This is a genomic window from Bradyrhizobium sp. YCK136, from assembly GCF_044570075.1.
Lineage (GTDB): Bacteria > Pseudomonadota > Alphaproteobacteria > Rhizobiales > Xanthobacteraceae > Bradyrhizobium > Bradyrhizobium diazoefficiens.
In genome coordinates this window covers 74343-86194 of the sequence record NZ_CP172426.1, presented here as the reverse complement: position 1 = coordinate 86194, position 11852 = coordinate 74343, and the positions used below count along the sequence as shown (strand labels likewise).

The window sequence follows — 11852 nt, the reverse complement described above, 5'->3', positions numbered from 1 at the left end:
GAACCATAACCTTCCGGGTCGGTGCCTGCCATGCCACCGATCTGCAACGTCGAGCCGTTCGGGAAGACGATGTCAGTCCAGACCACAAGGACGCGGCTTTGTCCGAATGCAACCTTGGAATCGTACCGCCCCAGGAGTTTGGCGCCCTGCGGGATCAGCAACTGATGGCCGGTGGCGCTGTCGTAGACGTTCTGGCTGACCTGGGCTGTGATGCGACCGGGAAGATCGGAATTGATGCCGGTGATCAGCGTCGCTGGAATGACGGAACCGCGTTTCAGTTCGTAGGCGGATGTCGGGGCGACCACCTTGTTGGGGAGGTAGCCGAGCTTCTTAAGGTCTGCATTGAAGAAATCCTCTTTCGCCATTTGCCCGTTCGGATCGATGTTCTGCATGCCAAAGCCGGCGCGGAGCGCCGTCGCATAAAGGTCGGACGCACCGCGTCCAAGACCGGGTGTCGTCGTCGTCTTCGCTTGCGCCGCATTGCTTACGGATGCGCTCGATGTTTGCAGCTTGCTGAGATTGATGCCGAGCGGTGAATCATAGGCGGCGTCGTTCGCCTGCACGCGGGCCATGCGCTGGCGCTGCTGCTCCCGCAAATATTGTTCATGTGCCTCCCGCTCGAGGCGCGCCCGCCACAGCGCTTCGGATTCGAGTTGCGAGCCGGCCGGCTCCGCCTGCTGTCGGCCGGTGAAGGGATTGCTTGCCGGCTTTGGGGGCTCGGGCTGCGCCGGGGCCGGTTGGAACGTCTGTGCTTCCTGTTGGTCGCCGATGATGCCGTTGGAGACGCCCTTCTTGAGTTGATCGGCGTAGGTCGATGCCGGGTTGGATGAGGCGGTGTCGATGCCGGCGGCGCGACGGAAGTACAGACCGCGCGACGTGAGGCCATAGAAGATGACGGCGAAGAAGACGATCACCAGCACGATGGCGACAATGATCGGCAGCCGGTTGAGGCGACGGATTCCTTTGCCCTCGCCCTCCGGAGCGCCGCCGAGCTTCAGGGATTGCACCATGATCGCCCTCCCTACCCGCGCTGCATGACGGAGAGCGGGCTGGCCGGCGATGCTCCAGCGGCGGTTGCGCTATAGGCGCGGCCGAGTTCGACGCTGCCCGTCGACAAGCGCGCCAGCACCTGGCCATTGTAGGACTCGATCACATAGGCGAGTGGAATGGTCTTCTCGCCGCCGGTCTTCTGATCGGTCGCCACCGCATATCCCCAGCTCTTGAGCGACATCTCCAGCGCCTGGCCGAAGGGCGTGCCGTCGGGCTTCAGGAGGATCGTGCCAGAGCCCGGCCCGACCTGCTCGGCGAGTTTCGTCACCATGTCGCCGGCGATCGCCGAGGCCGCGGGACCAGACAGATCTGAAGGCGCCGAACTCGCGACCAGGGCGCTGCTGCCGAAGGAGGCGCATCCCGCGAGCGACAGGCCGAGCAGGGAGAGAAGGAGGAGCTGACGCATCGAGGAGGCCGCGCGCATGGTCATCCTCCCCTCCGGATCGTCACCTTGTCCTGGTTCCAAAAGCCGACGCCGGAGACCAGAATGGCGGTGTCGATCTGATAATCGACCACCATCATGTCGCCCTTCAGCCGGTAGTTGACGATGCGGTTCTGGCCGCCCGACACCACGAACAGGACCGGTGCATCCTGTCCGGAGAGCGATGATGGAAACTGGATATAGGTTTTCACGCCATCGCTGTAGACGCGGGTCGGCCGCCAGGAGGCGTTGCCGTTCACGCTGTAGGCGAAGCTCAACTGCTCCGCGGGAACGCCAGCGCCCGGAATCACCTCAGTGCCAAGACGCGCGTTGACGTCCGCGAGCCGGCTGCCGACAGCCTCCGGACCTCAATATCATGTGCCCTGAGCCAGCGCGCCAGCCAGAAGCCGTCACGGCCGGCCTCGAAAGCGACAGCGATGCGTTTGATGTGATGCCCAGCCTTCGCCGCTTCATCTCGCCATCGATGCAGCAATTTCAGCAATGCGCTCTCATCGACCGCGAGCTTCTTCAATGGCTGGCGCTCGACACCAGGCACAATGCCGGCGACGAGCCAGCTCGACAGGCTCAGTTCGATAACGGCGATCAGCGTGCCGTCCGGATCGAGTGGGCTCGGGGATCGGCTCAGATCGTTCAACTTTTGCATGGGGCGCTCCATCGGTTCACATTAGCAACGATAGATGCAATATCCTCGCCACCGCCCCATAGCATCTTCCTCGCGATAAAGCCGGTAGATCCGGTTGATCCCCGATGGCTCGCCCTCCCGCCGCAGCAGGACGAACAGCCGGCGGTAGCCGAAACGCCGCCGCTCGTTGGCAAGATCGCGCAACCGGCCGCGCAGAGCAGAGCGTCCGCAGGGCGGCCGGAGCGATAGCGGATCATCTTCCGATCCGCGCCCACGATCGAACAGGCCCGCCGTTCCGACAGGCTCATGACGGCCTGCAGATGCGCGACCGCAGCGCGCTTGGCGGCGGGCCCTACCATTTTTTTGAAAGGAGCTCGCGAAGGGCGGCCGCATCGAGCATCTGCTCGGCCAGAAGCTTCTTCAGCTTCGCGTTCTCCTCCTCCAGGGCCCTCAGCCGCTTCGCCTCGGAAACGTCCATGCCGCCGAATTTGGCCTTCCCGGCCCGACCTAGTTCGACAGCGATCGGGAGATCCCAAAACTTGTACGGGCCAGCGCGACATCACCGCCTTCATCGAGGGCTTCTGCAACCGAACCCCGGCTCCATTCCGCACCGGATATATCACCGCGGTGTCGAGATGGAGGAAGATCAGTTCGGCGCGTCAGTGTGCGCACAGAGGTCGGATATTGAAGGATCCGATGCTGCGCGGCGGCACACATTCGCGACCGATCTGCTGGAGACCGGAGCCGAAGTGCGTATCAACTTTTGGAGCGAGAGATGAACAAGCTCGGGTTAGCGATCGTGTACTCGGCCAGACGCAAAGCTGGGTGCCGAAGCCTCTTCGAGTGTCATCTTCTCAAGCATCAGATCCGTGACAAGTTTGCGGAGGCGCCGGTTCTCGACCGTGAGCTCTTCCAACGCACGACGCATTTCATCCATGCTAGCACGAGGAGGAGGATCCCTGCCCGCGTTAGGCCCCTCCGAAGATTGCCCCACGTCCTTGCTGAGCGGCAGTTTCCGCCAACGATGGAGCGTCATAACGCTCACGCCAAGCGCCTCACAGATCGAGACCTGGGAGCTGCCTGCTCGAGCCAATTCATCCGCCTGAGCGAGTTTCAGTTTAATCTCTTGATGAGAATGTTTTTTCATTCGGACTAGGCCGGGTTCCGACAAAGTAACTCGCCGCCGGCTTGAACTGAGTGGCGGGTGCTGTCAAATAACATACAACGACGTCTGCTAACCTACAAAGGTATCATACAGCCCCGTTGTTAGCGCTACCAATGAAAGCGTTCAAGATGAATATCGAGTTTCGATCGGCATTTTCATCTTTCACAAAGCAATCATCCGGCCTGAACGGCAACAAAGCAGGTGGAGCATGATGCGAGCCTCCAAGTTTTGAACTCCCAGCAGGCGCTTCATCCTGGAGCTAGGCAGGAACGGGGTTGCCGGCCGAGACCTCCCGAATGGCGGGATTGCCCAAGTCGCCCATCTGAGACGGAGAAGACCGAGGGGCTGCTGACCATCGATATGATCAGCTGAAGCGGACGGCAGAAGGGCGCCAATCGCAATGTGTGTTTGGGCAGCAAATGGAGGAAATCGTCCTTGCATTACGTTTTGACATCTTCATCTCAATGATCTGGATAGCCGGCAAGTGGTTGTTGCGCAAGGACCTTCAATGGGAATCAGTGACTCCGTCACGTGCCATGATTGTTCAGCATCGATGACTCTTTCGGGCAAGCACGTCGCAACCTGGTCGCGCTTGGTCACGTGCCGTGCTGACATCGGTGTAGTTCGTGGGCCATTCTTGCACAGGAAAAGCGACTATTTGCCGCGGGTCAACCACTGCAGAAGCTATCCAACCTTCAGCGAGGGGTCGTGTTGGTGGGGATCTCATCAGGCGCAGAACAGGACTGATCCAGCCTTTCCTGGGGGATAGCAATATCCCTCCCCGACCCGCAGTGTTGGCTCAGAAACCTCCGGAGTCGCCAAGCAGATCGCCGAACTTGCGAGGCTAAGCTCGGTGAAATGAGTGCGGCCAGTTGGATCCTTTCATCCTTGACACGCACTACTCACAATCTTAACATTGAACATAACATATGCTGCGGGTTTCTAATCTTCGCAATCGCGCGCGGCGACTGGATGGTCACAGCGTGAAGCGCCTTGACGTAACCGGAGCATCGCGTCGTCCTCAATAAAAACCGAAAGGGCCTCCAATGGCTATATCTTACCTGACGAAAACTGAGTTGGACCAGTTTCTCCACCATAACGGAAATCACATTGAGGCGAGCGTCAGGTCGGCACTGATCGACTCGTTAGAACGTAGCGGAGTGTACAGCGATCATCCTGGGGATACTTCGAAGGCTGCGTTTCAGTCTGGACCGTTCGGAGGGGCTGTTCCAGCAGGCGTTCAGATCCTCGACATTACGCAGTCGACCACCGTCGAGACCACGCCAAACCTGAAGGCGATTATTTTCGACGACGCTGGCGGCAAGACGCTCGATGTGATTGGCGGGCATAATGATGTGTTCATCGCCATGGGAAAAGGTTCCGATAGCGTGAACCTATATGATTATGGGAACGACACGGTCTATGGCGGTAGCGGCAACGACGCGATCCGCGGCGGACACGGTAACAGCTCACTGTTCGGCGGCGCAGGCAACGACAGTATCTATGGTGGCAGCGGCAACGACACTTTGGATGGCGGCAGCGGTAACGACTATCTTGAGGCGGGCACCGGCGCTCAGGTGCTCGAAGGCGGCAGCGGCAACGACATTCTGCGAGATCTATCGTCGGGACACAGCACGCTTATCGGTGGCGATGGCAACGATACGCTAATTGGCGTTCAGGGCGATGTCTTTGCGGGCGGTGACGGCAATGACGTCTTCTGGGTCTATGGTGAGTCAGGAGCGAACTCGACGCTGCAGGGAGGAAATGGCAACGATACATTCCATCTTCAGACCCACACCGGAAATGATACGATTATAGGCGGCGCAGGCTCGGACACCGTGGATTTCGCCGATCGCTCCTCCTTTGATGTCACCAAGGTCGATGTCGACGAGAAGACGAACTCCTACACGCTGCACTTCGGAGACAGCCAGACGGTGGTGGTCAGTGGCGTCGAATATCTCCACTTCACCGATGGAGACGTGCACTTGCCGAAGCTCTGAATCGGCACCTGCAAGCTGCGCTGAGAAAGCCCCGCTCATGGCGGGGCTTTGCCTTTGAGCTCAGCGCTTTCGCATCTTATGTAGGATGTCCTTTCGTTGGTGGCTGTGTTGTGGTTTGCTAATGTTATCATCTGGCCCTTTCACCGCGCGGTGCGGGCACGGATTGGTCTCTCACGATGAAGCGATTGCTCAACGCGGGCTCAGGATCCGGTACGGCACAGCGCATCGCCCGGATGATGCTCAACCATGATTGGGAAGAAACCCGATTCGACATCGACCCCGGCGTCAAACCAGATGTGATCGGCTCGATCCTTGAGTTGACTGGCGCGTTCAAGCCTCAGTCCTTCAACGCGGTGTGGACATCGCATGTGCTCGAGCACCTGTATGCCCACGAGGTCTACCCTACATTGCGGCAATTCCACCAGATCCTCAAGCCCGATGGTTTCGCCTTGATCGTGAGCCCGGATCTGCAATCGGTCGCTCACTTCATAGCCCAGCATGGGATCGGCGCAATAGCCTATCATTCGCCGGCGGGGCCGATCAGGCCGCTGGACATGCTCTATGGCCATTCGCGCGCCATCGAGGAGGGACGCGTCCACATGGCCCACCGCACCGGATTTACGGCCGAGCGACTCGGTAATCTCCTGCTGATGGCCGGGTTTGCGACCGTTTCGGTCAGCAGCCAAAATTTCGAGGTCTGTGCGCTCGCGCTGATGCCTGAGGCCGACGACGAGGCCATCCGAAGGTCTTTGTTAGAGTACGGCTTCAATTTCCAGGAAGCCAAGGCCTGAGGTATTTGTGAGTGCGGCCAGCCGTTCCTCACAATTTAACGATGAGTGAGGCTGGTTTTTTTGCCGCTCAATGTTATGTTGGTGTTGACTGTGACGTCATAACACAACAGCGGATCGCTTGGCCCCAATGACCGTCCACTGCGCCGATGACCGAAACCTGGCCGATGCGGCGCCCGCATCGGCACTAGGGTGCCTGATTATCGTCGCACGACAGCACGGGCTGCACCTCACGTCCTCACAGCTCATTCAAGACAACCTTCTGCGGGAAGAGAACGTCACACTCCATCAGCTTGTCCGCTGTGCGGAGAAAGCAGGCATGCGCGCGAAGTGCGTCAAGCTCGATTGGAGCGGGCTGTCTCATCTGAAGAAGGCGCTCCCGGTCATCATTCGGCTTCGCAATGGGAGCCACATGGTACTCCAGCGTGTCGAGGGAGACGCCCACAATACCCGCATCGTGCTGAGGGACCCGAATGCCGCGGAAGACGCGCTGCTCGTGATCGACCAACCACGCTTTGAAGGTATCTGGTCCGGCGATCTGGTCCTGATCAAGCGCAGCTACGAGATATCGGACGAAGCGCAGCCGTTCAGTTTCGGCCTGGTAGCCGCGCTGTTGTTCCGCGAACGCCGCATGGTCCGCGACGTCGCGATTGCCGCCGTGATCCTCGGGCTTCTCAGCTTGGCGCCGATCATGTTCTGGCGCCTGTTGTCGGACAAGGTGATCTTCTACAAGGCGTACAACACGTTCTATGTGCTCTGCGTCGCGATGCTGGTGGTCATAGCCTTCGAGGCAGCCTTCTCGTTCTTGAGACAATTCCTTGTCCATCGCTTGACCACCAGGCTGGACGTCAAATTGTCGACCTACGTCTTCGAAAAGGTCCTCAATCTTCCCATCGACTATTTCGAGCAGACGCCCGTCGGCCTCGTCGCGCGCGACATTCGCGAAGTCTTTCGCATCCGCTCGTTCCTAATGGGGCAATTGTTCGGCACCATTCTCGACTCTACGACGCTGATGTTCTTCCTGCCCGTCATGTTCTTCTTCAGCCCCGTCATGACGTTCGTGGTTCTCGCCTTGTCGGCATTCATCGTCGCGTGGCTCGTCCTAATGTTGCCGAATTACCGCAAGGCGTCGACTGCCGTGCTGGCCGCGGAGGGCGCGCAGGGCGCGTTTTTGGTTCAAACTTTGAATGGGATCCGGACGATCAAGTCCCTCGCGCTCGATACGCGGCAGCGCCACATGTGGGATGTTCTGGTCGCACGCGTTGCCAAGGCGCGGCTTGTGGAAGGCATGACTGGAAACGCCATCCAGTCGGTGGTGCGTCCCCTGGAGCGGCTGGCCGTCAGCGGCTCCTATGCGCTCGGCGTCTATCTCGCGCTCGAAAGCAATGACCCGGTCTATATCGGGGCGCTGTTCTCATTCCTGCTGTTGTCACAGCGCGTCTCGGGTCCGCTGATGCAGATGGCGCAGCTCATCAATCAATACGACGAGGCACGAAGTGCGGTTGCAACCGTCGGCAATCTCGTCAACCTTCCTCCCGAAGAGGGACGTTCCGGCCATGGCGTGCGTTCGCCACTCGAGGGCAAGGTGGAGTTTTCCGGCGTCACCTTCAAATACAAGGGAGCGCTATCGCCAACGCTAAACAACATCTCCTTCGAGATTCCGCTAGGGACTACTTTAGGCGTGATGGGCAAGAGCGGATCTGGCAAGACCACGATTGCGCGGCTGCTGCAGCGGCTGCATTGCGACTATGACGGATTGATCAAGATCGATGGCATTGACGTTCGCGAGTACGACATCGACCATCTCCGTCGTAACGTGGGTGTGGTGCTCCAGGAGAATTTTCTTTTCAGTGGGACCATCCGCGAAAACATCACAGCGGCCACGCCGGACGCGTCGTTCGATGATGTGGTCAGGGCGGCGAGGCTGGCGGGTGCGGAAGAATTCATCGACAAGCTGCCGCGTGGCTACGAGACGCATATCTATGAAGGCTCGCCGAACCTCTCGGGAGGGCAGCGGCAGCGGCTTGCGATCGCGCGTGCGTTGATCGTCAACCCGCCCATTCTGATTCTCGATGAGGCGACAAGCGCGCTAGACGCCGACAGCGAGACGATCGTGAACGCCAACATAACGCGCCTCGCGCATGGCCGGACGCTGATTATCATCTCGCATCGCCTGTCGTCCCTGGCAAAGGCGGACGCAATTCTCGTCCTTAATCGTGGTGTGGTCGACGATATCGGGCGGCATGAGGAGCTCCTGGCGTGCAACGATATCTACAGCTCGCTGTGGTATCAGCAGAACGCGCATTTGGTGCCGGCAGCCCGCAACGATCGGTCAACATTCGGGAGTCCAACGCTTGTCTCGTGATGGTGCGCTTGCGACTGTTCGCCAATTTCAATCGGAAACGGATGCGATCCGAGAGGAGGCTGAGCCTCTGGTCGCGCGAGCAACGCTGTTTGTCCTCTCGGCCTTCCTGGTCACGATCGTTGCCATTCTGGCTCTGACGCGGATAGATCGCGTCATCACCAGCGTTGGCGGGCGGATCGTGCCGGTGGGACAGATCCGCGTCCTTCAGGCCCTGGATCAATCGATTATTAAGACGATCGACGTGCGGGAAGGCGAGCAGGTGCAACCGGGACAGCTTATTGCGACCCTGGACGCGACCTTTACGTCGGCGGACCTGACCCAGGCGAAGTTGCAGATCGCTAGCCTCGAGACTCAGGTGGCACGCGATGAAGCCGAGCTGAACCAGCATCCGCTGGTTTTTGCGAGCAAGCCAGACCCCAACGACCAAAAATACGCAGCCTTGCAGAAGGCGCTCTATGATCAGAGGATGGCGCAATATACCGCGCAGATCAATAGTTTCGATTCGAGGATCAAGCAGACCCAGGCGACGATGGAGAAGCTTCGCGGGGACGATGCGAGATATCGGCAGCGTGACGAGATCTTGCAGAAGATCGAGACCATGCGCACGACGCTGGCCGAGCACGGCACGGGCTCGCAGCTCAATATGTTCATTTCCCAGGACTCAAGGCTTGAATTGCTGCGGACCCTGGAGAACACCCACAACAGCCTAATCGAAGCCCAGAATACGCTCGCGGTGTCAACCGCAGACCGTGACGCCTTCAAGCAGCAGTGGTTTGCGCAACTGAGTCAGGATCTCGTGGCGACCCGCAACAAGCTGGACGAGGCGAGAGCGTCTTATGAGAAGGCGCTCAGGCACCAGGATCTGGTCCGATTGACCGCTGCCGAAGACTCGGTCGTGTTGACGATGGCAAGGCTCTCGGTCGGATCGGTGCTAAAGCCCGGCGATCCTTTCATTACGCTGATGCCGACCGACACCAAGCTCGAGGCTGAAATTCGCATCGCCTCGCGCGATGTCGGTTTCATCCGGCCCGGAGACCCCTGCACGATGCGGATCGATGCGTTCAATGCCGCGGAGCATGGTACAGCCGATGGCAAAGTGCGCTGGATCAGCGAGGGCGCGTTCACCACCGACGATGATGGAAAGCCTATCGAAGCCTACTACAAGGCGCGGTGCTCGGTGGACTCAGCCAACTTCAAGGATGTCCCAAAAAACTTCCGCCTGATTCCTGGCATGACGCTTGCGGGGGACGTCCATGTCGGCACGCGGGCGGTCGGAATGTATCTGCTTGGCGGAATGCTGAAGGGTATCCGGGAGGCCATGCGTGAGCCATGACGGTATTGACCCGATCGCTCCTCCAATGGCTTCGTCCCGCGTCTCGCGGATCAGATGAAAAGCGGCTCGGTCCGGCGGAGGCAGCGTTCGAGCGCGGTCACTATCTGGAGGCACTTAAGCTCTGGAAGCGTGCCTCGCAAAACGGCGACGCGGAAGCGGACTATCGGATCGGCATGCTCTATGCCGAGAACCGGGGAGTGGCAGGCAGCATTCCGGATGCCGCGGTGTGGTACGACCGCGCGGCGCAGCGAGGTCACGTCGAGGCGCAATATCAACTCGGCCTGATCTATCTTTACGGAGTCAACGCCAGCCTCGGACCGAGTAGGCCGGAGACCTGGCGTCAATCCTCAGCCGCGCGATTGGGCGATAGCGCGTCGGATGTGCATCACCTGATATTCCCGCACGGGATCAGTTTCGCGAAGGATATTTGCGCCGCGTTTCGCTGGATATCGGCCGCCGCCGGGTCCGGCAAAGCGGATGCTCAGACCATCCTGGGCAATCTCTACAGTGAAGGGCAGGGGTGCACGAAGGACTTCGCTGCTGCATTGCGTTGGTATCTGGCGGCGGCCGATCAGAACTTTGCGCCGGCCGAGTTCGCGCTAGGCGATGTCTATTACCAGGGACGCGGAGTACTCGTCGATTTCGCGCAGGCTACGATCTGGTATGGCAAGGCCGCCGCGCAGGGGCACGTGAGGGCGCAGATTGGGCTCGCATTTATGACGTTGAAAGGTATGGGCTTGCCCGAGAACCCCACTGAGGGTGCTCGCCTGTTCCAGAGTGCAGCCACGCATGATGATCCGATCGCACTCTACAACATCGGCCTGTTACGGCTGAGCGGCAAGGGCGTCGCCAAAGACCTCGACCGCGCCGAGACCGCGCTGCGCAAGGCGGCGCGGAAGGATTATCTTCCGGCAATTCAGGCACTCGCGGAATTCTATTCGAGCGGAGCCGATGCCGAGCCCGATTTGCGTGAGGCGGCGATTTGGTATGAGAAGGCGGCCGAGCGGGGCGATGTGCAGGCGCAATTCTTCGTCGGCCGGTTTTATGCGACTGGTGTCGGTGTTTCGCCTAACACTCGACAGGCCGCGAAGTGGTTCGAGCGCGCAGCCGAAAATGGCCATGCCACTGCGGCATTCAACGTTGCGATCTTCTATCTCAACGGCTCCGGCGTTCAGCGCAACGTGGAGGCCGCGATCAAATGGTTCGAACGTGCCGCAGATGGCGGCATGAGCGCCGCACAGGTGCAACTCGGAAAGCTCTATTCGACCGGTGCGGGCGTTCCCAAAGATCAGGAAATGGCTTCGGAATGGTTGAGCAGGGCCGCCGGTAGCGGAGATCCTGACGCCAAGACCGCCTATGCACTCTTTATGATTCATCAGAATGCGTCCGATGATAACGTCGCACGCGCGCACTCTTTGCTGGCAGAGGCGGCCGAGGCAGGTCATCCTCCGGCGGCGTTCCAACTGGGCGCGCTGAAGATGGGTAAGTTCGGCGGGATCGCCGATAAGCTAGGCGCGACCCCATGGTTCACGCGGGCGGCGGATGCCGGCCATGTCGAGGCTCAGTACATGCTGGCACTTCTCCATCTGGATTCGACGAGCGGCGTGGGGAATGCGCGGGCAGCATCATCGTGGATGACCAAGGCGGCGCGCGCGGGGCATGCACCAGCGCAATTCCAACTGGCCGTCATGTACTGCACGGGCTACGGAGTGGGCCTGGATCTTGCAGAGGGTGTGAACTGGTACGAGGCCGCTGCAGAGCAGGGACATAAGATTGCGCAGTACAACTTTGCCGTGATGCTCCGGAGTGGGCAGGGGCGCGCGGCTGACGTGACGAAGGCGACGGAATGGTTTCAGAGGGCCGCCGAGCGAGGAATGGCGGAAGCGCAGGTTGCGCTGGGCGACGCGTTGATGTCGGGCCGAGGCACGGCGCAAGATCGCGAAGCAGCGGTCAATTGGTATCGATACGCGGCGCGGCAACGCAATGAAGGCGCCGTGCGGCGCCTCCAGTCGATCGGCGGCGACGGGGCTGTCACACCGTACACAGAAACTTTGTGCGGAACGATGCCTCTAATGCACGAGTGAGTA

The 11852-nt window shown here is 59.9% G+C and carries 7 protein-coding genes and 3 pseudogenes; 5 read left to right on the top strand and 5 right to left on the bottom strand.

Annotated elements, in window-relative coordinates:
• Positions 1-2: 2 nt before the first annotated feature.
• The 5 genes and pseudogenes from trbI to ACFLEY_RS48510 form a co-directional block, all read right to left on the bottom strand.
• Positions 3-1010: pseudogene (gene trbI / locus ACFLEY_RS48530) on the bottom strand (IncP-type conjugal transfer protein TrbI); the annotation flags it as partial.
• Between the two features lie 11 nt (positions 1011-1021).
• Entirely contained in the window at positions 1022-1474 is a 453-nt protein-coding gene (gene trbH, locus ACFLEY_RS48525; protein ID WP_060913230.1) for a conjugal transfer protein TrbH, read from the bottom strand.
• A gap of 2 nt (positions 1475-1476) precedes the next feature.
• Positions 1477-1836: pseudogene (locus ACFLEY_RS48520) on the bottom strand (TrbG/VirB9 family P-type conjugative transfer protein); the annotation flags it as partial.
• Positions 1779-2135 carry a hypothetical protein gene (locus ACFLEY_RS48515; RefSeq protein ID WP_396605022.1) on the bottom strand — a complete coding sequence of 119 codons (357 nt, stop codon included), beginning with the start codon at positions 2133-2135 and terminating at the stop codon, positions 1779-1781. The pseudogene ACFLEY_RS48520 and the gene ACFLEY_RS48515, both read right to left, overlap by 58 nt.
• A 45-nt stretch (positions 2136-2180) precedes the next feature.
• A pseudogene (locus ACFLEY_RS48510) lies at positions 2181-2610 on the bottom strand (IS3 family transposase); the annotation flags it as partial.
• A 1745-nt stretch (positions 2611-4355) separates the two neighbouring features.
• Between ACFLEY_RS48510 and ACFLEY_RS48505 the strand changes: the two are divergent.
• The 5 genes from ACFLEY_RS48505 (at position 4356) to ACFLEY_RS48485 (ending at position 11849) form a co-directional block, all read left to right on the top strand.
• A complete protein-coding gene (locus ACFLEY_RS48505; protein WP_306421922.1) occupies positions 4356-5279 on the top strand; it encodes a calcium-binding protein in 924 nt (307 codons plus the stop codon).
• 176 nt (positions 5280-5455) lie between these two features.
• Positions 5456-6070: a methyltransferase domain-containing protein gene (locus tag ACFLEY_RS48500; RefSeq protein ID WP_038945027.1), complete on the top strand. Its 615-nt coding sequence runs from the start codon at positions 5456-5458 to the stop codon at positions 6068-6070.
• 127 nt (positions 6071-6197) lie between these two features.
• Positions 6198-8432, top strand: coding sequence for a peptidase domain-containing ABC transporter (locus tag ACFLEY_RS48495; RefSeq protein WP_049807962.1), 2235 nt, complete (start codon positions 6198-6200; stop codon positions 8430-8432).
• On the top strand, positions 8422-9765 hold the full coding sequence (locus tag ACFLEY_RS48490; RefSeq protein WP_028153474.1) for an HlyD family type I secretion periplasmic adaptor subunit: 1344 nt from the start codon (positions 8422-8424) through the stop codon (positions 9763-9765). The genes ACFLEY_RS48495 and ACFLEY_RS48490 overlap by 11 nt, the downstream gene beginning before the upstream one ends.
• Positions 9762-11849: a tetratricopeptide repeat protein gene (locus ACFLEY_RS48485; protein WP_028153475.1), complete on the top strand. Its 2088-nt coding sequence runs from the start codon at positions 9762-9764 to the stop codon at positions 11847-11849. The genes ACFLEY_RS48490 and ACFLEY_RS48485 overlap by 4 nt, the downstream gene beginning before the upstream one ends.
• The last annotated feature ends 3 nt before the right edge of the window (positions 11850-11852 follow it).

Excerpts from the sequence above, each read along its gene's own strand:
- ACFLEY_RS48500 (WP_038945027.1), top strand. The coding sequence starts at position 5,456 with ATGAAGCGATTGCTCAACGCGGGCTCAGGATCCGGTACGGCACAGCGC.
- ACFLEY_RS48495 (WP_049807962.1), top strand. The coding sequence starts at position 6,198 with ATGACCGTCCACTGCGCCGATGACCGAAACCTGGCCGATGCGGCGCCC.
- trbH (WP_060913230.1), bottom strand. The coding sequence starts at position 1,474 with ATGCGCGCGGCCTCCTCGATGCGTCAGCTCCTCCTTCTCTCCCTGCTC.
- ACFLEY_RS48485 (WP_028153475.1), top strand. The coding sequence starts at position 9,762 with ATGACGGTATTGACCCGATCGCTCCTCCAATGGCTTCGTCCCGCGTCT.
- ACFLEY_RS48515 (WP_396605022.1), bottom strand. The coding sequence starts at position 2,135 with ATGCAAAAGTTGAACGATCTGAGCCGATCCCCGAGCCCACTCGATCCG.